The sequence below is a fragment of the Rhodococcus sp. USK13 genome, from assembly GCF_018343855.1.
In the GTDB taxonomy this organism is placed as follows: domain Bacteria; phylum Actinomycetota; class Actinomycetes; order Mycobacteriales; family Mycobacteriaceae; genus Rhodococcus_F; species Rhodococcus_F oxybenzonivorans.
Genome location: NZ_CP069241.1, coordinates 150,775 through 177,401, shown reverse-complemented (window position 1 = coordinate 177,401; position 26,627 = coordinate 150,775). Strand labels below are relative to the sequence as shown.

12 protein-coding genes, 11 pseudogenes and 1 other annotated feature are annotated in these 26,627 nt (G+C 61.6%); of the genes and pseudogenes, 11 read left to right on the top strand and 12 right to left on the bottom strand.

What is annotated here, in order from left to right; genetic code table 11:
* The first annotated feature begins 38 nt into the window (after positions 1-38).
* The 4 genes and pseudogenes from JQT59_RS00810 to JQT59_RS00800 all read left to right on the top strand — a co-directional run.
* Entirely contained in the window at positions 39-1,244 is a 1,206-nt protein-coding gene (locus JQT59_RS00810; protein WP_213571168.1) for an IS4 family transposase, read from the top strand.
* A gap of 693 nt (positions 1,245-1,937) precedes the next feature.
* Positions 1,938-2,027, top strand: a pseudogene (locus JQT59_RS38190) (helix-turn-helix domain-containing protein); the annotation flags it as partial.
* Between the two features lie 362 nt (positions 2,028-2,389).
* Positions 2,390-2,629: pseudogene (locus JQT59_RS38185) on the top strand (IS481 family transposase); the annotation flags it as partial.
* Between the two features lie 96 nt (positions 2,630-2,725).
* Positions 2,726-3,286: pseudogene (locus JQT59_RS00800) on the top strand (transposase); the annotation flags it as partial.
* Between the two features lie 65 nt (positions 3,287-3,351).
* On the opposite strand, the pseudogene JQT59_RS00795 reads toward JQT59_RS00800, so the two are convergent.
* From JQT59_RS00795 to JQT59_RS00785, 3 pseudogenes are all read right to left on the bottom strand, one after another.
* Positions 3,352-4,190 (bottom strand): annotated as a pseudogene (locus JQT59_RS00795) (IS3 family transposase); the annotation flags it as partial.
* A 161-nt stretch (positions 4,191-4,351) separates the two neighbouring features.
* Positions 4,352-5,419, bottom strand: a pseudogene (locus tag JQT59_RS00790) (IS110 family RNA-guided transposase); the annotation flags it as partial.
* Positions 5,420-5,704: 285 nt separating this feature from the next.
* Positions 5,705-6,129: pseudogene (locus JQT59_RS00785) on the bottom strand (transposase); the annotation flags it as partial.
* Positions 5,711-5,841 (bottom strand) — a sequence feature (AL1L pseudoknot). Its footprint overlaps the pseudogene before it by 131 nt.
* Before the next feature lie 262 nt (positions 6,130-6,391).
* Between JQT59_RS00785 and JQT59_RS00780 the strand changes: the two are divergent.
* Positions 6,392-6,769, top strand: coding sequence for a cupin domain-containing protein (locus JQT59_RS00780; protein WP_213571164.1), 378 nt, complete (start codon positions 6,392-6,394; stop codon positions 6,767-6,769).
* 363 nt (positions 6,770-7,132) lie between these two features.
* Here the strand turns inward: JQT59_RS00780 and JQT59_RS00775 are convergent, their stop codons facing one another.
* A complete protein-coding gene (locus JQT59_RS00775) occupies positions 7,133-8,302 on the bottom strand; it encodes an NAD(P)/FAD-dependent oxidoreductase (protein WP_213571163.1) in 1,170 nt (389 codons plus the stop codon).
* 248 nt (positions 8,303-8,550) lie between these two features.
* On the opposite strand from JQT59_RS00775, the gene JQT59_RS36540 reads away from it, so the two are divergent.
* The 3 genes from JQT59_RS36540 to JQT59_RS00760 all read left to right on the top strand — a co-directional run bounded on the left by JQT59_RS36540 (position 8,551) and on the right by JQT59_RS00760 (position 13,131).
* Positions 8,551-9,633, top strand: coding sequence for a LuxR C-terminal-related transcriptional regulator (locus JQT59_RS36540; protein ID WP_249353574.1), 1,083 nt, complete (start codon positions 8,551-8,553; stop codon positions 9,631-9,633).
* Positions 9,634-10,439: 806 nt separating this feature from the next.
* Positions 10,440-11,510, top strand: coding sequence for a phenylacetaldoxime dehydratase family protein (locus JQT59_RS00765; protein ID WP_213571161.1), 1,071 nt, complete (start codon positions 10,440-10,442; stop codon positions 11,508-11,510).
* Between the two features lie 535 nt (positions 11,511-12,045).
* On the top strand, positions 12,046-13,131 hold the full coding sequence (locus tag JQT59_RS00760) for an IS110 family RNA-guided transposase (RefSeq protein WP_213571159.1): 1,086 nt from the start codon (positions 12,046-12,048) through the stop codon (positions 13,129-13,131).
* A 639-nt stretch (positions 13,132-13,770) separates the two neighbouring features.
* Here JQT59_RS00760 and JQT59_RS00755 read toward each other — a convergent pair.
* Positions 13,771-14,937 (bottom strand): annotated as a pseudogene (locus JQT59_RS00755) (IS1380 family transposase); the annotation flags it as partial.
* Positions 14,938-15,475: 538 nt separating this feature from the next.
* Between JQT59_RS00755 and JQT59_RS00750 the strand changes: the two are divergent.
* The gene (locus JQT59_RS00750; protein ID WP_249353573.1) at positions 15,476-16,057 is read left to right on the top strand and encodes an amino acid synthesis family protein; all 582 of its coding nucleotides are present in this window, start codon (positions 15,476-15,478) and stop codon (positions 16,055-16,057) included.
* A 591-nt stretch (positions 16,058-16,648) separates the two neighbouring features.
* Here JQT59_RS00750 and JQT59_RS00745 read toward each other — a convergent pair.
* From JQT59_RS00745 to JQT59_RS00735, 3 genes and pseudogenes are all read right to left on the bottom strand, one after another.
* Positions 16,649-17,591, bottom strand: a pseudogene (locus tag JQT59_RS00745) (IS3 family transposase); the annotation flags it as partial.
* A gap of 11 nt (positions 17,592-17,602) precedes the next feature.
* Positions 17,603-18,652 carry an IS110 family RNA-guided transposase gene (locus JQT59_RS00740; protein ID WP_213571155.1) on the bottom strand — a complete coding sequence of 350 codons (1,050 nt, stop codon included), beginning with the start codon at positions 18,650-18,652 and terminating at the stop codon, positions 17,603-17,605.
* A 182-nt stretch (positions 18,653-18,834) separates the two neighbouring features.
* A pseudogene (locus JQT59_RS00735) lies at positions 18,835-19,175 on the bottom strand (transposase); the annotation flags it as partial.
* A gap of 580 nt (positions 19,176-19,755) precedes the next feature.
* On the opposite strand from JQT59_RS00735, the gene JQT59_RS00730 reads away from it, so the two are divergent.
* Positions 19,756-21,381, top strand: coding sequence for a thiamine pyrophosphate-binding protein (locus JQT59_RS00730; RefSeq protein ID WP_213571153.1), 1,626 nt, complete (start codon positions 19,756-19,758; stop codon positions 21,379-21,381).
* Positions 21,382-21,569: 188 nt separating this feature from the next.
* Positions 21,570-22,739: an MFS transporter gene (locus tag JQT59_RS00725; protein ID WP_213571151.1), complete on the top strand. Its 1,170-nt coding sequence runs from the start codon at positions 21,570-21,572 to the stop codon at positions 22,737-22,739.
* A gap of 468 nt (positions 22,740-23,207) precedes the next feature.
* Here the strand turns inward: JQT59_RS00725 and JQT59_RS00720 are convergent.
* The 4 genes and pseudogenes from JQT59_RS00720 to JQT59_RS00705 all read right to left on the bottom strand — a co-directional run.
* Positions 23,208-24,041: pseudogene (locus JQT59_RS00720) on the bottom strand (IS701 family transposase); the annotation flags it as partial.
* A gap of 131 nt (positions 24,042-24,172) precedes the next feature.
* Positions 24,173-25,150 (bottom strand): annotated as a pseudogene (locus JQT59_RS00715) (tyrosine-type recombinase/integrase).
* Between the two features lie 428 nt (positions 25,151-25,578).
* Positions 25,579-25,731 carry a site-specific integrase gene (locus tag JQT59_RS00710; protein ID WP_213571149.1) on the bottom strand — a complete coding sequence of 51 codons (153 nt, stop codon included), beginning with the start codon at positions 25,729-25,731 and terminating at the stop codon, positions 25,579-25,581.
* A gap of 265 nt (positions 25,732-25,996) precedes the next feature.
* Positions 25,997-26,551, bottom strand: coding sequence for an AmiS/UreI family transporter (locus tag JQT59_RS00705; RefSeq protein WP_213571147.1), 555 nt, complete (start codon positions 26,549-26,551; stop codon positions 25,997-25,999).
* Between the last annotated feature and the right edge of the window lie 76 nt (positions 26,552-26,627).

Below are 26,627 nucleotides of genomic sequence, written 5' to 3'. Positions count from 1 at the left end.
ATACCGTTCAGTTAGTGGTGTTTGCGATACGATGAGGTGTGCCTCGGAGTGGATGGGTGAAGCCGGTCACGGATCGGCGGTTGTCGGATGTGGTGTCGGTGGGATTGTTGACCAGGGTGTTTCCCGCGTCCCTGGTCGATGAGGTGATCGCGGAATGCGGGCGGACCGAGCAGCGCAGTAGGTCGTTGACCGCTCGCGTGACGGCGTATTTCTCGATCGGGATGGCATTGAATTCGCAAGGCTCCTACGAGGAGGTCTTCGAGCAGCTCACCGACGGTTTGTCGTGGGCGTCGGGATGGTCGCAGTCCTGGTCGCCGCCGACGAAATCGGCGATCTTCCAGGCTCGTTCACGTCTGGGATACGAACCGGTGCGGGAGTTGTTCCGCCGTGTCGCCAGACCTCTCGCCGACACGGATACACCCGGATCCTGGCTCGCCGGGCGCCGGTTGGTGGCCCTCGACGGGACCTGCCTCGACCTGCCCGACACCCCGGCCAACGCCGAGCATTTCGGGCGGCCCGCATCGAGCCGCGGCGAGAAGTCCGCGTTCCCGCAGGCACGGTTGGTGGCCCTCGCCGAATGCGGCACCCACGCGGTATTCGACGCCGGGATCGGACCGTGCCGCACCTCCGAGCGGGAGCTCGCCCACAAGCTGATGGACACCCTCGAACCCGGGATGCTGCTGCTCGCCGACCGCAGCCTCTACGGATTCGACATGTGGACCCGAGCCGCAGCCACCGGCGCCGACCTGCTGTGGAGGCTCAAATCGACCCTCTCACCTCGACACTTCGAGACCCTCGACGACGGATCCTGGCTGGCACAGATCATCCCCACCTCCGGAAAGAATCGGCAGCAGCGAACACCGCTCACGGTGCGCGTAATCGACTACACCCTCGACGACGGGCGGGAGAACCCCGAGCAGTATCGGCTGCTGACCACGATCCTCGACCCCGCCGACGCACCTGCAGAAGAGTTGGCGCTGGCCTACGCCCAGCGCTGGGAAATCGAGAACACCTTCGACGAACTCAAGACCCACCAGCGCGGACCACGCGCCGTGCTGCGGTCGAAATCCCCACCGCTGGTGGAGCAGGAAATCTGGGGGCACCTGTGCTGCCACTTCGCCATCCGCACCCTGATGCGCGACGCCGCAACCGCCGGCAGTCACGACCCCGACCGGATCTCCTTCATCGCCGCCCTGCGGATCACCCGACGATCCCTGTCCCACAGCTCTTTTTCCCCCTCATAACCACCACGCCGCCACCCGATTGTGGAATCAGGGCATCGCCAAACTCCTACGCCGCATCAACCCTGTACGCCGACACCGCGCCAACCCCCGGGTCGTCAAATCGCAAAGTCCTCAAATGGGCAGCCAAACGCGGACACCACCAACACCATCCACAACCCACCCAGTCACCAATATGCACCATACTTAGTTGCTAACTGAACGGTATTGGCCCTAAGGGTCCTCCCAGCCTCAGGCACCCGGACCCGGTGACGCGTAAAGGCGGGGTGGCTGACGATCCGGGATGCGGCGAGTACGGCATTGATCTAGCTTCGTGGCGAAGGTGCCATCGGCCGGACTATCACTCATCGCGAAGCCGCGATGATCAGGCAGTATCGGTGGTCATTGCACTGCCGATCAAATGCTGGGTGGTTCTGGAATCTTCCTGCACCCGGGGATGGAGTTCGTGTTCGGCCCTTCCACTTTGGAGGCGACCGGCCTGACGATGGAAGCGCCTCTCTTACTCGATGAGCCGGGGCAGTAGCTGTGTACTGGCCCGGGACGTTAGGACGGGGTTCGGCGGGTCTGCGTGACATAGGGAAGACTTCCGAGGGAGGTGGAGCTGTCTAAGAACCGCTCCTCAACCAGGAGGTCTTCGTTTCTCACCGTAATTCACCGTTGTCCCCGACTGGTCGGTTGCGTCTGGCTCAGTGCGTCGTGCATGCCCGGTGGCCACTGCGCCGCGCTGCTGACCGGTTCAATGTGTCGGTCACGACGGCCAAACGGTGGTCGGATCGATACCGTGAATTCGGGTCGGCCGGGATGCTCGGCCGGTCCAGCCGGCCGCTTCGTGTCCGCATCGCACCAGCCGGCGCTGGGAGCGTCGGGTGGTCGGGTTACGCGTCTCAAGCCGCTTGGGGGCCTGCCCGGATCGGGTATCACCTCGGGTTGAACGTCTCGACTGTGCACCGGATCTTGACCCGGTACCGATGTGCAGTTGTCATGGACCGACCCGGCGCGCGCCCGTGCGTGCGCGCAGGCGTGTGGTTCGCCGGTATGAACGTCAGGCGCGCTGACTTGATCCACGTCGAAATCAAGAAACTCGGCAGGATTCCCCATGGTGACAGACATCGGATACATGGCCGCGCTCAGGGCTCCCGCAACTCCAGCGCGCAGCGCGAGCCTGCGCGACCCCGAAAGTCCATGGCCGCCCTAACCTGGGGTACGCCTTCCTCTACCACGCCGTCGACGACCATTCCCGGTACGCCTACTCAGAGATCCTGGCTGATGAGAGGAAGGAAAGCGCTGCCGCGTTTATGACCCGGGCGTTGGCTCACTTCGCCTCTATCGGTGTCACCACTGCGTGGGTGATGACCGATAACGGGTCATGTTACCGGTCCACAATGTTCTGAGGTGTCCACGCTCAAGGGGCAACCTCACTCGGAGGCAACTCACCCCGCCGACCGCGTACCCAACCTGCCGGGGTCAGTACAGCTAGTTGAACCGACCTTGGTGTCGATGCGCGCAAAGCGCTGACGCGCAGACAGATTGATGCGATATCTACCTGGCGTCCCCGGTCGGAGGACATCACCATGCAAACATGCCGGCAGGAGGCGGTACGACTGGCGAGACGAATCCGTGCCCTCGATACCGAGTTGATCGACAACAGGAAGGCACTCGACTCTGCCGTGAACGCCGTCGCACCGGAACTGCCGGAGTTACCCGGTGTCGGATCGGTGGTCGCCGCTTCGGTGCTCATCGCTTGGTCTCATCCGGGCCGAGTCCGTTCCGAAGCCGCGTTCACAGCCCTCGCCGGGACCTGCCCGATACCGGCGTCGTCGGGGAACACGGTGCGTCACAGGCTCAATCGTGGCGGGGATCGAGGACTGAACCGGGCGCTGACCACTATCGTCCTCGTCCGGATGCGCACCCACCCCGACACCCGCGCGTATGTCGCCCGCCGCCGCCGCGAGGGTCGCACGACCAAGGAGATCATGCGATGCCTGAAGAGGTACATCACCCGGCAATTGTTCCGAACACTGACCGCTGCGTATCCGGCCCCAGCATCACTTGACGGATATAGAAGCATCCTGGATCGAGTGGAGACTTCGTTCAGGCCACCTCGGGGGATGGAGGTAGCGGTGGGGCGCTGCTCACGGTAGCGCGTCTCGTACTCGATCGGCGAGAGATAGTCGATCGACGAATGCAACCGGTCCGCGTTGAACCAGCGGACCCAGTCGGCGGTCTCCCACTTGACCTCGGCCCGACCGGACCAGGACTGTGCCCGGTCGATCAGCTCTGTCTTGTAGAGCCCGATCGTCGACTCCATCAGAGCGTTATCGAGGCGTCCCGGACACTGCCGATGGAAGCGGCGACCCCGGATTCGACCAGAGACTCGGTGAAGGCAAGGGACGTGTATTGACTTCCGGCATCGGAAAGATGAACCAAACCTGTTGATGTGAAAAGTAAGTCAGTTCGTCGTCTCGTGAAGAGAGCTTGCTCGAGAACACCGCTGACCAACGGTGTGGACTTCGTCGTCATCACCCGCCAACCCAATATTCGACGCGAGAACACGTCGACACAGAACGCGGTATAGACGAACCCAGCCGGCCAACAGTAGGTGAAATCGGCTACCCACCATTGATCCGGGCGTTGCGGTGCGGCCCAGTTCCGCTCGATCAGGTCCGGATGCCGGGGCGCTCGCTCATCGCGTTCGGTGGTGACCGTGCGTCGTCTGCCCCGGACCGCGCCGGTGATGCCGGTGATCGACATCAGCCGGGCCACCTGGTCTCTGCCCATCTGGTGACCAGCGCGTTTCATCGCGTGCCACATCTTGCGGACACCGTAGACCCGCCGATTGGCCACATACACCGCATGCACGGCGTTCGCGGCGTAGGCGTAGGCGTAGGCCAGTTCGGCGGCGGAGATCCGTCCGCGAGCCTTCGCCTTGTAGTAGACATCCCACGCGAGTCAGCGTCAACCGACGATCGGTCTGACAGCGTCGGTAAGGACTGGCCATGCCGCGGTCGTCCCAGGGTATGTCGTGTCGCAGACACCACCACAGGCGCCCCGAGTAGCTTGTTCGCGAGATTACGCAGTGCCGCGTTGTGTTGGTCGCCCGCGGCTCGGCGCTTGTCGTAGTGGGCTCGTGCGCCGGCTGATTTGGTGAGCATCGAGAACGCCCACCAATGGCAGGCGTCGGCCAGGCGTTTGTTACGGACCTTGCGGGCCTTGACGTAGTGCGATCGGCCCGATGACATCGTCACCGGCGCGGTGCCGGCGTACGAGCGAAGATTGTTCGAGCCGGTGAATCGTTCGGGGTCGTCGCCGATTTCGCCGAGGACTCGGGCGGCCAGGACGGGGCCCAGGCCGGGTGCCGACCGCAGAATAGCGGCTTGCGGGTGAGCTTCGAACTGCTGCCCGAGCTGCGCCTCGAGGGCGTCGACGGCCTGTCGCATCGCCACCAGGACTGCGATCAGCCCGGTGACGGTGTGGCCGTATGCGGCCTCGACTTGCAGGGGTTGCCGCAAAGCCGGTGCCCGAAAGAGGCTGAGGATCTGCTCGGCCAGGGCAGGGTGGTTGCCACGACCCGAGCGTTGCAGCAGGGTAACGACGCGGCGGCCTGTCAGCTTGGCCGCAGCGGCGGGTGTCGGGACCGCCGCGAGCACAGTCGTCGCCGCGCGATGCTTGAGGTTCGGGAATGCCTGCACCGCTTGCGGATAAAACTCCAATAGCAATGAGCGGAGTCGGCTGACCGTTTGATTCAGCGCCCACACTGCTTCCTGATGCTGACGTACGAGCGTCTTCACCGCGCGCCCCTGCTCGCTGATGGCCGGTAGCGGCCTGTGCATGTGCCGGTCGGTTCGCAGTACGTGCGCGAGGACGGCGGCGTCGCCCGGGTCGGACTTCCCGCCGGCTTGCCCGTGGCGTTCGCGGTAGCGGGCCACCGCACGCGGGTTTATCGGGTATACGGTGAACCCGGCGTCGGCGAGGGCGACGACAAGCAGGTTCTTGTCGGTTTCGATGGCAATCGGAATGTCCTCGACACTGTCGCAGAATTCCGCTATCAGTGCCAGGAGATTGGTGAATCCGGCTGCGCCGTTGGTGATTCGGGTGCGTGCAATTATCTCGCCATTCGTGTCGGCCAGAGCCACATCGTGATGCGCCTCGGCCCAGTCGATCCCGCAGGTGATGCCCATACATCCTTCTTGTGCCGGTGACCTTCCGTTGAGCTCGAGGCGGGTGCGGCAACCTAATGGACAGCGCTCTGTGGCGCGGCATCTCACCAGCCGTTCACACATACACCTCGCGGCGGACCGGCAGGGTCACCGTCTACATACGAGATCTCCGGTGCGCTCCGTGCCATCACATGCAGTGATCACCTGCCGGCAGCTCACCAGCCATACTGCACCCGGATCCGTGGACGGGCAGTGATCTCCTGCCGGTTGCCTCTTCCGTGTCGGGACAAGCCGACCCACCCATTAGGTGGACGGGGCGATGCTGATGCCGTGCTCGGTGAGCACGGCACAGATCGGGTCGACCCCGAATCGTTCCCGGTGGGCGTCGATGTAGTCCACGATCACCGCAGTCGGCGGTCGACCTCCGCCGCCGCGAAAACGCACTCGCGGTCTTCAGTATTTCGTTGGCCCTGCGTAAATTCGTCGTTCTCTTTACGCAGGCGACGTACCTCGTCGAGGTCGATTCGTTCCCCCGCTTCCGAGGTGGTCGGGGCGTCGTTCCGCTCCGCGGCTTCGATCCAGTTCCGCAGCGTCGCCGGCGCGATGTCAAGCAGCTCGCCGACATGGCGACGGGCGGCGACCTTCGAGCCTCCGTGCTCGGCGATCCGGTCCCGATACATCCGGACCGCCCGTTCCTGGGTCTCCGCGTCGTACTTCCTCGGTGCAGGCATACCAGCATTCTCCTTGTTAGATCAGGAGCCTCCACCTCGTCCAGGACTGTTCAAGTCGGCCTCCACAGTGCTGCAGCGGCGTCGCGTGACATGTGCAACGTGTGCGCCGAGCGCACTGTATGACCTCACCTCCGGACCTTTTAGTACCCGTTGGAGTGACATTGTCCGCTGCGCAACCCGCTTAGGCTGTGTGTTATGCCGGTCACACAGTCCCCCGCGAGTGACCGGCATGGCCCAACAGCGGGAACGAAAGGGAGTAGCGATGCCAACTTACACACCGGCCGATGAGCGTGAATGGATTCATGAAGATGTAGTCGGCCATGCGATTGATCGGTGCAAGCTTTGGTACGACGGTCACGATGTGTCGTTTTCGCTAGTGAAGATGTCGTGGAATAGCCAGCTCACACGGCATCGTCACGACACCTGGGTCGCGGTGTTCCTCGTCCAGGGCAACCTGCACTACAAGTCCGGGGATGTTGAACGATTCTGTAAGGCGGGCGACTTCTATTTTGTCCCCCCCGGTGAAGATCACGTCGAGACATCTGTCGGTGAGGCTTTGGTCTTGGTGATTAAGCACGAGCCGAATAAGCAGTACCCAGTGGACGAGCACGGGAACCGCCTGGAGAGGCCCCGTAGTTGATCATCCAGCCGACCGATAAGTGACGTTCGAATACTATCGGTGGCGACGACCAACACTAGCTGGATAGTCGTCGCGGTAGATTGGAAACTACCGACAGCTTGCTCGTCGCGGCTATCTGACGATGGTGGCTTGAGGCCCTGACCTGCGCGTGGCGCGGGTCAGGGCCTCTTTAATGCACGTCGAACCTGATTTAGTTAATCGCCTCAGGTTCATAGCGTGCTTGCATCATTAAAAGGTGCGGTAGGCAGCTAGAGCGTAGAAAGATGGGATTATCCGCGCACTCGACACCATGGGTTTCGTTGTGCCCGGAAAAACCAGTCAATTGACGGAATGAAGAAAACTTCCGAAGCAGACGGATTCAGGTTATCGACAGAAGTCCCTAGGAGAGTTTAATTGGGCGTCGACGATCTCGGCGTGGTGTCGCGGCAGCTGCATTGCAGCGTTAACGCAAAGCGCGCCAATTTTAGAGCCTTGTCTCCAGTATGTTGTCACAAGAACGTCATTCGTCATCTCATCGATGCGTATGTCGTCTGCCGCGGTCGCTCGCCCAACAAAGCGAAGCTTTGTACCGAATTGATCAGACCCAAAATACGGCGCTGCCACATAGGGACTAGACGCGCCCAACAGTGTCATGGCCGCGTGGCGTCCTTGCTCTACGGCGTTGACCCACTGCTGGACACGCATATCCTCATCGTACAGAGGGTTATACCAACGAGCTACGTCACCGGCTGCGACCACTCCGGGGGCATTGGTCTGCAGAGTCGCGTCGCACAATATGCCATCACCGAGATCAAGACCGCTTGTCCGCAACCAGTCGACCGCAGGCGCGGCCCCCAACGCACCTACGACGAGATCAGCCCGCACTAATTCATCGTTCGACGTCGACACCAGGTAGCCGCCGCGCGGGTCAGCGTGTACGTCGACTGCAAGAACGCTACACAAAACTGTGACTCCGTGGCTCTCGTGGAGCCGCTTGAACCATTGGCCCACTTCGTCACCGAGGACTCGAGCAAGAGGGGCCGGAGCCACTTCGATGATCGTCACACGGATACCTAAGACGCTAACGGTTGCGGCTACTTCCATGCCGATAAGGCCGGCTCCGATGATTACGACGTGCTTAACACGACCGAATTCGTCTCGAAGGGAGGCAGCGTCTTCGGGTGTACGTAGGTAGTGGATGTACTTGTCTCCGCTTCCAAGGTGGCGTACCCGGGAACCGGTTGCGATAAGTAAACTGTCGTAGCTCATCTCTTCACCGTCCTCAAGCACGAGGGTCCGGTCGTTGGGGCGCAGCCCGCGGGCTGCGCGGCCCAGGTGGAGGCGGACGTCGAACTCGTCGTACCACGCCGCGGGGCGCAGCGGCGTCGGACCACCTTCGGAGAAGAGGGCTTCCTTGGAGAGCGGTGGGCGGTCGTACGGTAGGTGCTTTTCTGCTCCGACTAGGATGATGTCACCGTCGTGTCCATTGCTGCGCAGCGATTCGATTGCGTGCACTGCAGCGAGCGATCCTCCGACGATAACGATCTTGGACATCCGGTTCATCTCCGCGAGACTCAGTAGGCGTGGATGGCGCGCGTGCTGTCCGGTGGGGCGAGATATCCGGGTTGCGAACAGGTGCGGCGCTCTCCTTCGAGAGTAGATCGAACAGCGAGCACGCGGGAAGTACCCGAACGGGGCATGGCCTACCCGAGCCCGAGACGCTAGAGTGACATGCATCACGTCGTAACGCGTCCGTTGCACAAGCTGCGCGCATCTACACGAGCGCCAGTGGGGGACTGGGAGTGAACATATTGACAACCGCGGCTAAGGTCAGCTTTCGGAAGTTCTCAGACGCGCTGCATTCGGCACTGACGAGAGAAGAAGTAGTTCAAGCATACTTCGACGTAGTGAGTTCAGTAATTGACGCTACTGCGGTAGGTATCTACGAACTAGATCCCGCGGATCAATCGCTACTCGAGCTGCAATCCCCTGCCGCAGGCGAGTGGTTGGATCGCTACGAAGAGTTTGGCCGGCAGGACGACCCGGTACTACAATTCGCCATTGGTCAGCAACGCCCAATAGACTCCTCACGCGTCGTGCGGCCGACATCCTGGGAACAATGCGGCGCGAGGCAAGCGCTGCGCCTTGAGGGCCTTGCTCACTCATTGGAAGCACCTCTCCTAGTGTCTGGGTTACCCTTCGGAACAATCAACTTCGCTCGGCCTGCGGACGCTCCTCGTTTCAGCACAACAGATCTTGTGATAGCGCGTACTGTTAGTGAGCAGCTGGGTCTCGCTACCGAGCGTGCACTGCGATTCGAGGCCACCGGCCGCCGGGCCACCGTTCTTGAGCAAGCGCTTGATCGCATGAGTCAGGCTGTTGTTGTTACGGATCTTGATGGACAGGTGCTATTCCAGAACCGAGTTGCTCGCCGAGAATGGGATCTCGACGTGGATTCCGAGGGGTTCCCGGTTCCCAGCGGAGTCGGGGACAGCATCACGCAGGCAATGGCCGAATTTCGTCACGCTGGTAAGCGGCTATTCGTAAGCGCTGTAGAAAGTACGACGTCGAAGAAACGCGCAGTTGTGAAGTCATATAGGCTCTCCGAAAAAGACAGCACTGCGGTGACGTTGTTGTTTCCCTACTCCGATGGTGAAAAGAAGCAGCTACCCGTTTGGGATGTGTTGACGCGGCGGGAGCAGGAAATCGCACAGCTTGTCAGCGAAGGTTTGACGACCAAGGAGATTGCCGCGCGCGCGTTCATTAGCGAAAACACTGTCAAGCAACACTTAAAGCGAGTATTTGCGAAGACGGATGTGAGTACGCGAGCCGAGTTGGTACAACTTATTTGGACCGCTGGTGACAGCGGTGACCCAACTTCGTAAGAGCGCGCAGTAAACGTTAACCCGAAAAGTACAGATCGCGAACTTACGTAGGGTTAACTTCTACCCGTTGATACACACGCTGCAAGCGGTGGAAAGTGTAGATATTTTCTACGAATTGTAAGCGAGTGATCTGGAGCGCCTGGATCTCGGATCTGATTGGTTCGTTGCCATGTCCAGGCGTCGAGAAAAAGATCGCACGCAAGGGCATCGATCGGTAATCGGCGGTTAATCGTCAATCGTTCAAACTTACCCTGTAATTCTTGGTGACGGTCGATTAAATGTCGAATAGTTCACGCCTATAGCGATTATCCCAGAATTCTCAGCTGCCGGTCGAGTGAGCTACTGCTGTCCACGGAAAGCCATTAAGCTTCTTCCGAAGAGCGGAAAAGGATTCCGCCCCGTACCTGGCTGAGGGAAGGCTGCGCAGCAGCGTAGTCGGCGAACCGTTCTCCAAATCGAGGGCGTTGCCGCGACATAACGTTGGCCACGCTCCGAATTCGACGGCCCTTGCGTGGTAGGAGAACTCGTCTTGATGGACTACTCCTATTGTATTCTCGGTGCACACGGGTAACCGCCGGGTGCCATAGTCGTACCGCTAACTCCGACCAGCCGCCTCGGTCCTATGCATGCGCGACAGCGCAGCAAGCCCTACAAGTGTACCCGCCTGGGTGACAAATGCTCTTCTGTGGCCTACATAACATTAAGTCCGCCGGTGTGGCGTGGACCACCACTCTAATTGCAGACCAGGCCGAACGGACGCGTCGCAACGTGGAGCATGACTTGGTCTTGAATGAGGAGCAAACTAGATGAATCTGAGCGCGGAAGCAAAGAAAACGCTAAAAGATCAGTTCTGTCCTGCGCGGAGCAAGCCAGACGATTATGAACCTCCGTATCCGGCCTATGTTTCGACCTTGCAGGGTACTACCCATTACACAACTGCAATGCTCGGGATTCAGGCGAAATTGGAGGGTGCCGGCTCAGCTCTGTTGTTCGAAATTTTAGGACTGATGGGACGCGATGGCGAGAACCGTCCCCTCTTTGTGGAAACGAGTTGGCATATCGATTCAGAAGGTTACCGTAACGACATCGTTATGCCTTACTGGCGAACTCCAGATGAAATGGATGGATTTTTCAACCGGAAGGACGTAGCCGCCTGGCGGTTGAGTGCATTGCGAGGTGAAGTCGGGTGGTGGCGCGAGTCGCTCGCCGCACCAGTGACGTCTCTCGATGGTGGCTACTCCGTCCCGGACTCGGACTACGGTGTGGCACGATATTCTGACGTTGATCAAGGTCAGTTCTTTGGATACATGGGATCGATGCGCGATCGAATTCCGGACTATCTAAGTGGAGCAGCTGACGGGCCGGACGACGGCCAGTTGACGAGAGGAACTAGCGTCGAATCGTTTGGCAGGCATCTTGTAATCGAGAACCTTCCAGGAAACCTTTGTTTCATACGCGGTGCATGGGGCTGGACGCGAGCGGAACCCGAAGAGCAGAGGGCGTTTCAAGAGAACATGCTGCCTGTTTTGACCGAGGGCTCCATGTACCTTCGCGACAATCCGGTGGACTCTGGGTGTATCTCGATGCGACAGACACGATCGACGCATATTGGTTACGACAACAACGTGGAGGTTGAGGCACTCGGATGGTTCCTAACGCTCCAAGAACTCGAACGGTGGACTAGGTCTCACCCGCGTCATCTCGCGATCTTGGCCAAGGTAGCCGAGCACGCACAATCGTTCAATGGCGAGATGCGCCTAAACCTAGGGCACGAGGTCGTAGTCGTTCCAGCCGGAGGGGTTTACGCGGAGTACAATAACTGTCACCCCGAAACGGGATTTCTGCCGTTCTTCTCGGCAGTGCCTCAGGCAGAGTAACTGGCCAACCCACCCATTTCGTAAGGCTACGCCTTGGCCGCGCCGCCGGAACCCACGCATCACCCTCCCGAGATGCGGAGTGCCGATTAGAATGCGCTTCCGCGCGGGTACTTGCCTAGTTGGTCACCGCGCAGCGGTATTACGGCTATTGGTGCGAGGTGCAGTCAGAGAGTAGGTGCAGTGCGATTAGGGCACGTATGCGGCGGGCGTATCCTGCGTTTCGTGGTCTCGTGGCGGTCTCGTTAAGCTCGTCGGAGGGAGTATCTGGTCGGGGCCAGCCGGGAGCGATCGTCGACGGCGTGATGTAGTAGGCGTGCCCCAAAATCGTTGCTCTTTGTTGTGCCGGTTGCCTGGCTGTGCGTCCTCGGTTGCGGTGACCACCACTGTCACGGTTGCGGCCAATTCTTAGACCGTATGTAGTGACTACTCGCGGAGCGGAGTAGTTGCTGGCAGGGACCTCGCTCACGCAGCCTCGTGGGTTACCGAGCGCGGGGTTTCCGTGCTCGGCCTTTCCGACAGGTGTGAGGAGGCCCCGGTGTTTTGTGAGCGTACGAGTGTTGGGTTGGATGTGCATGCCCGTTCGGTCGTCGCGGCGGCGATCGATGGGCAGACGGGAGAGGTGTTCAGGGCGCGGTTGACGCCCACGCCCACCGAGGTGCTTGAGTGGGTCGGCAAACTTCCGGGCCCGTGCGCGGTGGTGTACGAGTCCGGACCGACCGGGTTCGGCTTGGCTCGCACGCTGAGTGCGGCGGGGTGGCGCTGTGAGGTGGTGGCGGCGTCGTCGAAGCTGCACCGCCCGGCCGGCGATCGGATCAAGACCGATGCCCGAGATGCTCTGCACCTGGCTCGGTTGTTGCGGTTGGACGAGGTGGTGTCGGTCCGGGTCCCGACCCAGGCCGAGGAATCCGCCCGTGATCTGGTCCGTGCCCGGGAGGCCGCGCGGCAGGATTTGATGCGGTCGCGGCATCGGGTGTCGAAGCTGTTGCTGCGCAACGGGATCGTCTATTCCGGCGGCAAGGCGTGGACCGAGATGCACGATCGGTGGCTGCGGCAACAGAAGTTCGACCAGGCGTCGACGCAGGCGGCCTTCGACGACGCCTACGAGACGGTGGTGTTGGCCACCGCCCGCCGTGCCCGGTTGGACGAGAAGATCATCGCGCTGGCCGGGGACAGTGAATTCACCGCGATGACGCGGCGGCTGGGGTGTCTGCGCGGCATCGCGACGTTGACGGGCTTCGCGCTGGCGGTCGAGATCGGGGACTGGCAACGATTTACTGGCGCCGGCATCGGTGCGTACCTCGGGCTGGTACCCAGCGAACACTCCTCCGGACAGAGCCGAGCGCAGGGTTCGATCACCAAGACCGGCAACGCGCACGTGCGGCGGCTACTGGTCGAGGCGGCCTGGCACCATCGGACCACCTACCACCCGGGTGCGGTGCTGCGGCGTCGCTGGGATCAAGCGCCGACAGCGGCCCGAGCCCGTGGGCACGCCGGCAATCAGCGCCTGCACACCCGTTGGGTCAACCTGAACGTTCGCAGAAAGCGGCCGGTGATCGCCAACGTCGCCGTCGCGCGAGAGCTGGCCGGCTGCTGCTGGTCGCTGGCGGTGAGGCCCGACTGAACCGGCCTCCCCTGAACCGACCGTTGGCGGCGACGAGTCGAAGAACCGCAGCGCGAGGAGTAACGCGCCCTTGAGGCTATTGAGCAGCCGGAGCGCGCGAGGCGATCTCGGCCACGCTCGACCTTAGACCGCGCATCGCTCCAGCCGAACACATGGTCCTGCGGTAACCAACCCGCGCATATCAGCTTGACCACGCGTCGTGCAACGACACGCTGACCTCTTCTTCGCCCCAACGGTCAACACCCTTCCCTGAACGCCGCCACAGTGTGAGGCCGCTCCTCGCCGGGGGTCAAGGCCCCGAGCGCTACGCGTGGACCTCCCGGCCCAGGGGCCTTGCCCTCCGGCTGCGGCCCGGCCAGACCAGCGGCAACTAACGGGGAACGGAATCCCCCTGTCCTGAATCATGTTGCGGGACAATGTTGGCGTGCCTACTTGACAAATCGCCCAACATACCAGCCTGGATCCGTGGATCTCGGTGGATCTCGGTGGATCTCGGTGGATCTCGGTGGATGTCGGGTCGGATTGTTGGTGATGCCGACGGGCGAAGCTGGTGGTGGGCATGGTTGATCCGCTGGCCGGGGCGTCAGCTCGTCCACGTGGGTGTTCCTGGGTCGGGGCCGGTGTGGCCGGGTTCGTGAGTCAGGCCACTTGTAGTGGTTCGTATCCGATGACGTTGTGCCAAAGCATTTTCCACGTGTTCTGCCGTGGCCAGTGGAGGGGTAGGTGAAGTACTGGTTTGCGTGCAGGCTGGGCGAATCGGGCGGGAAAGTTGACCAGGTGCCGACGCAGCGTGGCACCACGGGCGACGGCGTGACTTCCTCCGCAGACGGTGCCCGCGGCGCGCAGCAGGTTGTGGGTGATCGCCGCGCAGAGCACCCGGGCACTATTCGCGCCGATACGACCGGAAGGAACGTGAGCAAGTGGTCCGTCGATCAGATCCGCGAACACCGTTTCGACGATGACATGTTTGCGCTGGGTGATGTCGGCATCGAGGGTCGGCAGGTCGGAGTTGGTGAAGAACGGGTGATACCGCCACACCGGAAACAAGGCGTCTGGCTAGTTCGCGTCCTTGACCCGGCGCACGATCAGTCGGGCGGTGACCCGGTGGCGTCCGGAGAACGCGGTGTACGAGGTGTCGGCGACCTCCGCGTCGGAGATCAGCTCCCCGGTGTCGGGGTCGGTGACCGCACCGGGGTAGCGCACCGGTATCCAGGCGGTGTCGTCGATGGAGGCGATGGCCCGGGTGATGCGCGGATTGCGGGTCATCACCAGGGAGAACTCGACGCCGGCGGTGACCGCGGCACCGATGACGGCCTTGTTGCCGAACGCCGAATCGCCGCGGGCCATGATCTTGCCCATCGCACCGCAGGCGCGGGCGGTGCTGATCGCCGAGCGCAGCTGGGAGGCGGCGCCGCGCCCGGAGCCGGTCTTGCCGGCCCGCAGCGCATCTCCGCGATCGCCGGGGCGCTGATCGCGGTGGAACAGGATTGTGACCAGCGGGGACAGTCCCTTGCGGAGCAGGGCGCGGCCGGCGATCTTCGCGTGCCCGTAGGACGCTCCCTGTTTCTGGTGTCCGTAGACCGGGCGCAGCAGCGAGTCGATGTCGAGGAACGCCCGGTCCTCGATGCCCGGCAGCAGCGGTGTGCGGGCGGACAGGCCGATCAGGTGCCGGCGCAGCACCGCACCGAGCTGCAGGCTGTGCTCGTAGGTGAACTCGCGCAGAAAGATCCCCAATGTCGACGGGGCGTACACCTGGTCGAAGAGAATCGGGGTGCCGCCGGCGCGGATCGTGTCCACATCGTCGATGCGGCTCCGGTGAGCATCCGGCCGATGATCGAGGTCAGTTTCCTGCCGGATTCGCCGTGTGCGATGATAGCACTGAAATTGCCTTTCCGTATGTGGATAATCGTTACCTGAGAATTTCGATTCTCTCACTACGGGAGGCACTTTCGCTGTTCACATGCCAGACACGCCCACTACTGCTTCCACGGATTCAGGCATAGTATCGACGTGGATCAGGATCTCAGGGAGCGTTGTGTTCGTAGTGGCGTAGTGGCGTAGTGGCGTAGTGGCGTAGTGGGGGTCTGGCGTAGTGGGGGGTCTGGCGTACCGGTGGTAGCCCGGTGGCTTGGTCAAGGTGGCGTAGCTTCGCCCCAGTTGCGGTGGCGGTGCGTCTGCCGCCACTGCCAAATTTGCAGCCTGCCGGCAACAATTGCGGTTTGCGATCCCCTGCACGGCTGAGTTACCCCGTTCGGGTCCTATCAGATGCTTCGTGGAGCCAACTACCTTTACCTGGGTATGCCACGTGGCATCCAATGACGGCGCCGCAGCGGAAGGAGTAATAGTGAGTGACCTATATGTACGCAAAGTGGTTTCCCATATCGAGGAGGTTCGCTCAGTCGCCGGACAGTCCGACGGAGATGGGCCTCTACGCAAAGTCGCGGTATGTGCAGTGGTGACGAATCCCCACGCCGGCCAAGGTTACGTTTCTGACCTGTCGGAGATTGTTGACGCATCAGCCAAGATTGGCTCTGAACTCGGCGGGATGGCGGTAGATCTACTTGGCGCAGAGCCGCAGAGTTACGGCAAAGCAGGGTTGGTGGGTTCCTCCGGCGAGCAGGAGCATATCAATGCGGCGCTGACATCGGTTTTCGGCGACGCGTTCCGTGAATCTATCGGTGGAGGGCGGGCTTGGATCACATCGGTCACCAAGCCAAGTGGTACAGACGCGGTAATTGACGTTCCTTTGGCGTTTAAGGACGACGTCTGGGTCCGAAGCCATTACGACGCGATCACTGTGCAGATCGCCGACGCTCCCCATCCCGACGAGCTTGTGATCATCGCTGCGGTATCGGACCGCGGCCGAATCAACGCACGCGTTGGAGGTATGTCCCGTGCCGAAGCAATTGAACGAGGACGGATCTGATAAACGCACGTTGCCAAACATACCCACGGAGCTGGTGATGAACCGTAGTGCAGGAAGGGCTCCTAGTCTGACCTATCAGACTGTCGTTTGTACCGCCGGTTGAGACGGCTTGTGTGCCTATATGCAGAGGGCCTCTTGCGCGAACACAACGCCGCCGTGCGACGTTCAGTTCATTTTCGCGTAGTTTTGCGATTAGCAGGCGCGACGAACGCTCGGCTTTCATCGAGCGCGAGAATAGTGGGTAGGTGTCCGACCGGAATTCGGTTCGACGGTTGTGGCCAGGGGAAGCGCTTGAGGTTGAGCCGCCGGGTCCGGAGCCCCCTTGGCTCCGAACATCGACCTAGTGAGGCGCTTCCCCGGTTGTAGCCCCGGGGGTTACCCAGTCCCCGGGGCTACGACCGGCACAAGTGGGCGGATTCAAGCGGTCGCTGCAACAGCGGGATCGGTTGGTGTCGAGCGTAGTAGTTCGTCGAGTTTATAGGCGGGGCTTCGCCAGCCGTTGTCGTTTGCGGGGTCGGGCGTTGCGTTCAGCGGCCACGTTACCGGGCTACGATCTACTGAGGTTGCCCCCTCGGGAGTGGACACCGGATTTCATGCCGCGACTGACAGCGTAGACGACGCGATGAGTCGTTGTTCGAACTCCACTGGGGTGAGGTATCCGAGGGCGGAGTGACGGCGACGTCGATTGAAGTACGAGAGCCACACGAACAACTCCATCCGTGCCTGCGACTTCGACGTCCAACTCCGTCCGTGCAGCCACTCCCTCTTGAGTCCTTGGAAGAACGACTCGGCGAGAGCATTATCGTAACTTGACCTGACCCGTCCTCGACTTTGCTGAATCCCATGACGGCGGCATACATCGACGAAAGCTGCTTCGGTGTACTGCGATCCGCGGTCGCTGTGGAAGATGACGCCGCGTACGTCACCACCACGGGTGCGCACCGCCATCTCGATCGCGTCCGTGACGAGATCGGTGCGCATGGGGGTACCCCCTGAACGAAGTCCTTGGGGGAGGGTCAGCGATCGGCCAGCCCACCACCCGGCGTGAGAAGATGTCGATCACCGTGGCCAAGAACAACCACGAGGATCCCCCCGGGATGTAGGTTAAGTCCCCACACCACTTGGTATCGACAGCCGTAGCGGTGAAGTCTCGCATCACCAGATCCGGCACCGACGGAGCCGACTTGTCCGCGACGGTCGTGCGCTTGCTGCGGCGCAGGTGCCTGCCCACCACGTGGTGGATTCGCATCAGCTTCGGTCACCCGTTTGCGGTTGATCTTGCGTCCGCGGGAGCGGAGTTCGGCGTGAACCCGCGGGCGCCGTAGGCGCTCCGGTGCTCGGTATGGATTGCGCGGATCTCGGCGACTGTCGCGGCTTCCTCGGCCTGGCGCTCGATTCGGGCCGGCTCCGTGATCAGGTGCTTGTAGTAGGCGGAACGGGAGGTCCCGAGCACCCGGCACAGCCGCTGCACGCCGAACTCGGCGCGATGGTCGGAGATGAAGTCCCAGCGGCGGGTCTTCACTTCACCTCCTTGATGCTTCTATGTCAAGCCGCCGCCGAAAGTGGTCCTTGTGAACGGTTTTCGATTGAAGATTCGTTGGTGCGCAGGACCTGAAACACCCGGTCGGAAACACGTCGGCGGAGCAGGCGCACGGCCTCCCGCTTCGTCTTTCCCGCCGCCTGCAGCTTGGCCACGTAGTCCTTACCCGGGCCGCCGCGCGCGACCTGCGTAGTGGCGATCGCGTGCAGCGCGGAGTTCACGGCACGGTTGCCACCGCGATTGAGGCGGACCCGCTCGTGGGCCGACCAGACCGGGATCGGAGCGGTGCCGTTGAACTTCGCGTAAGCATCTTTCGAGGGAAACCGTCGAGCGTCGGCCGTTTCGCCGATGATGACGGCGGCGGAGAGAACCCCGCACCCGGGTATCGCGAGTAGCGACGGCGCGATCCGCCGAACCCGGTCACGGATCTGGCGCTCGAGAGCGTTGACCTGCTCGGTCACCTGCCGGCACCGGTCGAGGAGATCGCCCGCGATCTGGGCGACCACACCGGTGAACGCAGTCAACCGTTCGGCGAGCTCATCCATGACGCAGTACCGCCGAATCCCCCGCACGGGAATCACCAGTTCAGGATCCAGCTCGTGAAGGTGCCAGCGAAGCCTGTTGATGAGTTTCGTTCTCTCACAAACCAAATTGCGTCGGTGATCGGACAGGAGCTTGACCTCCCTGGTGGGTTCGTCCAGTTGGGCGATCGGCAGATTCTCCTCACGCAGCGCGGCCATCGCCACGGCGTGCGCGTCGATGGGGTCGGATTTTCCCGGCTGGCGGGCGCTACGCCGATGCAGGGCCATCAACTGGGTCTTGACGCGCACGACCGCGTGGCCCCGGCGCAGCAGATCCGATTCGAGCCGCCGAGTCACGTGGCGGCAGTCCTCGAGCGCGAACTGCACCTGCGGCCACTGAGCGGCCCACTCGATCGCCGACAGATAACCCTCGGTGGTGGCCTTGACGGTCCGCTGCCCGACCTGACGGCCGATGTCGTCGACAGCGACAAGTGTGTGGGTGGATTTGTGGGCGTCGACTCCGATCACGAACACTGGCGACTCCAATCCGGTTGATGGGCTATTGGGCGTCGGATCGGTGCGTTCGCGGGCAGGCCTCAATCGGGCATTAGCGGCAGGCTTCTATCAGGCCACACGAACGACCCTCCGGGCCCGGTGGGACCGCACATCAGGACAAGCCACCAGCCCGCGAGCCGGGGCAGCGAAATAGCGAACGAATCCCACCGGACCTCTCCAAGGATGACATTGATGCGAAATACGCGGCTGCCCGGCGCAGAATCTCACGTTCGAGCTGCCATTCCTTCTCCGCACCGCGCAGCCGCGCATTCTCCGCGCGCAGCCGCGCGAGCTCGTCCGCCTCGGTCCCGTCGGCGCCGGTACTGCGGTCCTGCGAGCGCGCGTTACGGGCGGTGTCCTTGCGGACCCACGTCCGTAGCGTTTCGCCACTGACGCCCACATCCGCGGCCACCGCCGCGTACGTGCATTTACCGTCGTCCGCGCGATACAACGCGACCGCGTCTTTCCGGAACTCCTCCGTGTACAGAGACTGGCGTCCCACCTCGACATCCCTCCTGGCTCTCCTAGAACCATTGTCCGGGGCGTCCACTCCAAGGGGGCAACCTCAGCCCCGCCCAGAACTCCTTCGTGGACAGGGCCGACTTCGCTCGTCCCTGTCCACGCCCGGACGGCAACGGCCGCCCCGCAGCATGCATTCAGACGTATCCGGTCCTAAACCCCCACGCCCACCGCACGTGACGCTGCCGCTACCGATGCACCAGCATCAATCGCCTCCCAAAACCCTGCACGAACCACCACGCCAACACCAGCCTCCTAGTTAGGCTGTTGCGGTGATCGCTAGAACCTGCCGTGCTTGTTAGTTCACAGTCGCACTTGCTTACCGCGGTCTGGCAGTCCCGGATCATCCGCTGGCCGGGACGTCCCCGTGCCCAGCGCATTTGGCGAGACTCCCGGGCTACACGAGTGGACGCTTCGAAGTGTATCCGTCCGGGTGACATCTCGAAGTTGCTCACTCAATTATGTTCGTGAGAGTGATCGAGGTTAAACCACACGAAATACTCTGAGCGAGTGGGCCGCACGCGTGTTCCCGGCCTGCCGGATAGCCATTTAGGAGAGTCTTGGTGCAGGGAACGTTCAACGACCTATTCGCTACAGCGCTTCGAGAACTCGGGGTCGAAGTGATGTTCGGTGTGATGGGCGACGCCAACATGTACATCGCAGATAGTTTTCATCGGTCACCTGGCGGCCGGTTCGTCGCCTCGGCCAACGAGAGTGGCGCAGTGTTGATGGCTGCTGGCTATGCAGCTGTGACCGACGGGCTCGGCGTCGCTACCGTGACGCACGGAGCTATCGCGAACTGTGTCAGCGCGCTTTTTGACGCGGTAAGGGGCAACTACCCAGTTGTCGTAATCGCTGGCAACACTTCCCGCAAGGAAGGTCGTCACGTTCAGAGTATTCCGCAACAAGATGTCGTCGCTCCTACCGGCGCCGAATACCGTCGGATGCGAGCTCCAGAGACTGCCGCAGAGGATCTAGCCGCAGCGATCCGTTTTGCGCTCTCATATCGGCGGCCTGTCGTCCTCGACATCCCTAGCGATTTCCAACAAGCTGAATGCGAGAGGATGGTGATGCCCCGCACCCTGAGCCTGGGAGTTGGGGTCGCGAACCCCTCCCGCGACTCTCTGGAGGAGGCCGCCGGGGTAATTATGGGGTCGAACCGCCCGCTGGTTGTCGCTGGGCGGGGAGCGCGGCACGCGGAAAAGGCTGTAGCTGCCGTCGCACAGAGGATCGGCGCACCCGTCGCAACCACATTGCGAGGGAAAGGCTTGTTTACGACAGATCCGTTCAACTTGGGCATATTTGGAATGCTCGCCAACCCGGTATGTAGTGAGGTCATTGCCCGTTCCGACTGTCTTGTCGTATTAGGGGCGAGCCTGTCTGCGCACTCGACACTCAAAGGGGAGCTGCTCGAGGGTAAACGGGTTGTTCAAATAGACGATGATCCGGGGTCGATCGGCCGCTATTATCAGCCCGATGTCGGCCTGATAGGAGACGCCGAATTCACGGCTACAATGCTCATCGACCTTTTTGACGAGGTTCAAGCACCAATTTCCCCTTTCAGAAGTGACAGTCTTGCTGAAAAGATGTCTCAGTATCACCAAACCGATCGACGATCGACCGTTGACGACAGTGGTGATCTCACCCTAACCGGTATGTTGCACCGCATCAACGAGATGGTGCCCGGTCGGCGAACGCTCAGCATTGACGGTGGCAGGTTCGCAATGGAGGCGTTGCGCGTCCTCGCAGTCGAGAATCCAGTCGACTTTGCATACTGCCTCAACGTCGGGCACATCGGGCTGTCGATAGGTTACGGAATCGGCGCCGCCATAGCGCTGCCGGAGGTGCCTGCAGTGGTCGTCTGCGGCGACGGTGGATTCATGCTGGGAGGCCTTACCGAGTTCAACACCGCGGTTCGGTACCAGGCTGACCTAAAAGTGTTCCTGTTCAATGACGGCGCATACGGGGCGGAATACTACAGGTTTGTCAATCAGGACTTCGATCCGATCAACACAACCTTCGATTGGCCAAGCTTCTCCGAGATCGCCAACACTCTCGGTGGCCGGGGAATCCGTGTCACCTCCTGGACAGATCTCGCCAAGGTCACGGAAGAACTGGATATCCCTGGTCCACTACTGGTCGAGATTATGCTCGACACTGATTCGATTCCCGATCCTGGCGCACACTAGCGTGCAAATCGAGATGGCATGTTAAGAGTCGAATCCGAAACTCGATCGCGTTGAGTGGGCGGCGCGCCCCAATACGCGGATGTCATTAGCCCCTGTATCCCACAAAGAAGACGAGTGAGGAAGAAATGGCGAACTATCGGGCTCAAAGTCCCACGATCCAGGTGAAATCCCGGGACGCAGCATCGCGGATGACTATCGTTCTTTGCTTCATTGCTGTCACCGTCGAGGGCTTTGATATGCAAAGCGGGGGTGTCGCCGCGCCTGGTATGGCCGCCCATTATGACTTGGAATCCGGCGCGCTGGGTCTCGTCTTGGCGGGGACGCCGATTGGCCTACTGTTTGGCACGATTCTTGGTGGCCGCTCCGCGGACCTCGTTGGACGTAAGACCGGTCTAATGTGGTCGCTAGGCTTGTTTGGAGTTTTTAGTCTCGCTAGCGCATTCGCGCCGAGTTTCGAGCTGCTCCTACTGTTTCGCTTCCTGACGGGATTAGGGCTGGGCGGGGCCATGCCGAACCTGATTGCGTTGGCTGCGGAAGCCAGCGGCCGCAAGTCGAAGGTCAACTTTGTGGTTATGGCGATGATTGGACTTCCGTTCGGCGGGATGATTGCTGCCACCATTGGACTTTTAGTGGCCAATATCGAATCGGGCTGGCGTGCAATATTCGTCATTGGAGGTGTTGCTCCGCTGATTGTCGCCGGGATAGTTTTCTTCGCCTTGCGCGAGTCTCAGGAGTTCGAAATGGCGAGTGTGCAAGGTCCGAAGCCGAGTGTTCACGAGGTGTTGTTCTCGGGCGGCCGAGGACGTACAACGATTTTGTTGGGATTAGCGTTCTTCTGTACGTTGCTAGTTATCTACTTGCTTCAGAATTGGCTGCCGACACTCATGGTTTCGAATGGCTTCAGCCGCCAAGAGTCCGGCAAAATTCAGATATGTCTCAACGGCGGCTCAGTGCTCGGCGCGATCGTAATCGCGTACACGATTAATCGAATTAGTCGCAAGGGCGTCATTGCGGCGACTTTTGCTGGTGCCGCTTCAAGCCTCCTCGTCCTAAGCGGTATGGGTAACAGCATCATTCAGGCGGCTCTACTAACAGGCATCGTAGGTGCCTTTATCGCTGGATCTCAACTGTTGCTGTACGCCATGGCGCCGACTTTCTACGACACACTCATGCGGGGAACCGGTGTCGGTGCCACGACGGCAATGGGACGTCTCGGCGCCGCGGTCGGACCGCTTGCCGTCATCCCCATCCTCGGCGGCGGTGGCGGAACTAGCACGGTGTTGCTGGCGATACTGCCTGTGATCGCTGTCGCCGGCACTGCGGCTTTCCTTCTCACATCGAGGCCGCAGCTGATGTAGACCGCCCCTGCTGCGGGCGACGCCTAGAACGCGACTCGCGATCCGCACAGTGAACCGCCGCGAGAGTTGTCTACGGCGCTCGCCGCAGTGGGGCCAGTGGATTGTGCCTGTTCGGAACGCGATGGGGTGCGTGTGCTTTCGCAATTGGATGGGCAACGACGCTTCGTCAAGTCCCCTAAGTGCCAGCTGACGTGAGAGGGTCACTCACCGTGAGACGTTTACGGCTCGTCCTCAAGACCCGCCCTGTGGTGCGGAGACGGGCGAGGTCACCATTACCGACGGTGATACTAGTACTGTAACGGCACCTATGGGACGTGTCCGCGGGTTCGGTAGTGGCAGTGCTGTCGGCGCCTCCGCCAGTGCGATCAGGACCAGACGTGCTCGTCGGGGCGGGCGAGTCGCAGGATCAGATGCACGAGCAGCCGCCGGATCTCGGGTACCGTGTAGCCGATCATGCCCTGATCGCCGCTCCCGATTCCCCCTTACTGCTTCGGGTTTCGTTCCGGCCAGCCAGGCGAGGGCGAGCATCGACAAGGTGGTGTGGGCGTACCAGGCCCGGTAGGTGCGCACCTGATACCGATCGAGGCCGGCCTCGTTCTGGCCTGCTGGAAGCTCTCTTCGACCCGCCACCGCGACCCGGCGACGGCAGCGAGTTCGGTGAGCGTGGCCCGGCGTGGTCCGGCGCAGATGTAGTACGCGATCTCGGTCGGATCCGACAAGGATCGGCGGGCGAGTAGCCAGTGCCCACGCCCGGGCGACCAGGCGATCCGGATCGGTACACGCACCCAGGAGTACTCCCGTGGGCCGTGTGCGCCGTCGCCGGCGGAGATCCGGCGCCACTGCCTCGGTGGGACCGCGGGGATCATCTCGTCGGCCCGGCCAGTGCGCCCGTCCGGGGTGAACACGTCGTCGTTGCGGCGGGTGGCCAGCACGTAGGAAATATCGCGTTCCTCGAGCCACACCCGCAGGTACTTCACCTGACCGTAGGCCTCGTCCGCGGTGAGCCACGCGAACGGCACCTTCGCGTCGAGCGCGCTCGATCATGTGCTGCGCCAGCATGGGTTTCGTCGTGTACTCCACATCGTCACCGATCCCGGCGGCGCGGCACCGTTCTCGGTCGTCGGTCGTCGGTCCAGGCTTTGGGCAGGTACAGCTCCCGGTCGACCAACGCGTGCCCGTCCGCGCTTGCATAGGCGAGGAACACCCCGATCTGACAATTTCCACCCGCCCCGAGGTGCCCGAGTACTGGCGCTGCACACCGGCCGAGCGGGTGCCCTTCTTCAAGAAGCCGGTGTCATCGACCTATACCGAGATCGGCATAGCTCGACCTATGCCGAGTCGGTAACTATGCCGAGGTGCGGGTGCGGTGATGTGAACTTCCTTCTGCCGTGGTGGGCTTCTGGCTGAGGTGGGACGACTGTGGGTCGGCATTATTACAGGCCTTCCAGGAATGTCAGCAGGGCAGCGTTGGGGCGGTAGCGCCCAGGGGGGTGTCGGTTTGGGCGGTGAGTTCTAGGGCCCGCTGTTTGATGGTCATGTCGGCGTGGAGATAGACGTTCGTCGAGCGGATGTCGCTGTGGCCGAGCCAGAGCGCGATGACCGCGGTATCCACGCCTGCTCGGAGTAGCGACGTGGCGCAGCTGTGGCGCAGCACGTGGGGGGCAGCTTGTCGGCCCGGATCGAGGGGCATTGTTGGGCGGCGGTGACGGCATGTTTGTGGACGAGACGCTGAACGGCGTCAGTGCTCAGGCGTCGTCCCGTGGGGGTAGGGAATAGTGGCTCGTCGGGTCGACCGGCGCGTTCGGCCATCCAGACGCAAACAACGGATTGGGTGGCCGAGGTCAACGGAATGGCCCGGTGCTTGCGGTCTTTTCCGACGCATCGGACATTCGCGCCGGCACCGAGAGCGATATCGGCGCAGTCCAGGCCGGTCAGCTCGGAGACTCGAAGGCCAGTCTGGAGGGCCACCAGCAGCAGCGCCCGATCGCGGCGACCTTCCCATCGGCCGCGATCGGGCGCGGCTATGACAGCGTCGATCTCTGCTGCGGTGAGAACGATATGAGCTGCTTGTCGAACCGCTGGGCGGGGATGGCGAGGACCCGTTGGATAAGCGCGGCGTGCTCGCAGTTCCGCGTAGGTGAACGGCGACCACATCGCGGTCAGTCGCAGGTTGCGGGTTCTCGGGCTGTTGTGACGCTCGGCTTCGAGGTGATCGAGGAACGCGACGATCGTCTCGGTGTCGAGGTCTTCCCAGCTCAAGGAGCTGGGCTTCTTGCCGGTTTTCTCCTGACGAACACGAACAGCAGCTTGAGCGAATCTCGAAAGGAGGCGATCGTGCGTGGGCTGACCCGGCGTTGTTTGGCCAGGCGGTCGATGAAGAAGCTCTGCGGGGTGGGAGCGATCGGACTCATCGGCTCACCTCCCGCGACAGCTCGAGCCGACCGGCGGCCAGTGCGAGCAGTTCGGGCTGCGCGGACATATACCAGTAGTTGGAGCGCGGATCTCGATGCCCCAAGGTAGGTCGACAGGGTCTGCAGTCGGGCTTCGACGTCCTCGCCTGCTCTATGCCACCCGAGAAGGGTGCGCACCGCGAATGTGGGGCGTAGGTTGTGGATTCGTGGTGGGCGTTCGGCTTCGTCGCCGATTCCGGTGTCGTCGCAGAGCCGCCGGAAGTTCTGCTGGACGAGCTGGTAGATCAGTCTGGTTCCGGCCATCGAGACGAAGAAGCTCGGGGCGGTTGTCGGCGGACAGATCCGATCGCGAGTCCGGGCGTAGTTATCGAGCGCGGTGAGTGTGGACGCGTGCACGGGAACCAGTCTGGTTTGCCGAACTTCGACTCTCAGATCGTCAATACCGCATCGGCCCAGTCGATGCCGCCGCGATCGAGCCGGATCGCTTCCCCGACCCGCATGCCGGTTACCGCCAGCAGCCCGATCAGGGTTTCGTGGGTGGCCGTGGGTAGCGGCCGACGTAAACGCCGGGCCCCGGCCATCAGAGTGTCGATGTCTTTCGGGCTGTAGATGAACGGCGGACGAATTCCTAACCCGCCGGAGCGGCAAGATATTGCTAAACAAGCTTCGCAGCACACATTTGAATCCAGCGGAATTGGGCTCGGGCGTGCGCGATCTGCCGGATTATGGTTAGTGCCATCTCGGCGTTACGTACGTGCTGAGATGGTCTGAATACAAGGGTAAGAATATTGAGCATGATGGCGAACATATCGTCCTTCTGATCTAATGATGGGTGTCGGGTCCGGGTTACACCTGCGAGAATCCGACGACTCCGGAGAAGAAAAGTATTCCGGGTAACAGGGCTGTGCCGATGGACTGCGCGAGTGTCATGCCGGCGGTTGCGCGTTGGATGTTCCTTCCGAGTGCGAGGACCAGGAAGAACATGAACCACAGCGCCGACCAGGCGAACCAGTCGATCGCAAGCCACGTTTCGAATACCCCGTTGGCATGTTTCAGCGCGGTCAGGCCGGCCGGGATCCCGATGAACGGAACGATAAGCGCGAACCAACCCAGCGCGGCCCCGTTGGCTCCGGTGAACTGATTTATCCCCAACCACAGATAGGTGAGAGAAAATAAACCAATATATGCCGCCGCGGAATAGTCGTAGTAGTTGTCGTTCTGTCCGTAGGCGATGATGGAAATCATGAGAACGAGGCCAATAATTGCGGTGAAAATGTTGACGACCGCAATGTCTTGACCTGTAAGTTTCAGGTGGCGCGTTCGATTGCTCTGATCCATCCACATCCATATTCCGTTTACGAATAACGTCACGCCAGCGAAAATGAGAAAAAGTGAAATCACTATTGGTCCGGTCCTGTTTGGTCTTGCGGTGAGTGTCTGCCGAAATGGCCCAGCGCGAAGCTGTTTCATCGTCCTC

Bases quoted from the DNA above. Each gene is read 5' to 3' on its own strand.
- JQT59_RS00780 (WP_213571164.1), top strand. From the start codon at position 6,392: ATGCCAACTTACACACCGGCCGATGAGCGTGAATGGATTCATGAAGAT.
- JQT59_RS00775 (WP_213571163.1), bottom strand. From the start codon at position 8,302: ATGTCCAAGATCGTTATCGTCGGAGGATCGCTCGCTGCAGTGCACGCA.
- JQT59_RS00765 (WP_213571161.1), top strand. From the start codon at position 10,440: ATGAATCTGAGCGCGGAAGCAAAGAAAACGCTAAAAGATCAGTTCTGT.
- JQT59_RS00725 (WP_213571151.1), top strand. From the start codon at position 21,570: ATGACTATCGTTCTTTGCTTCATTGCTGTCACCGTCGAGGGCTTTGAT.
- JQT59_RS00710 (WP_213571149.1), bottom strand. From the start codon at position 25,731: ATGGCCGGGGCCCGGCGTTTACGTCGGCCGCTACCCACGGCCACCCAC.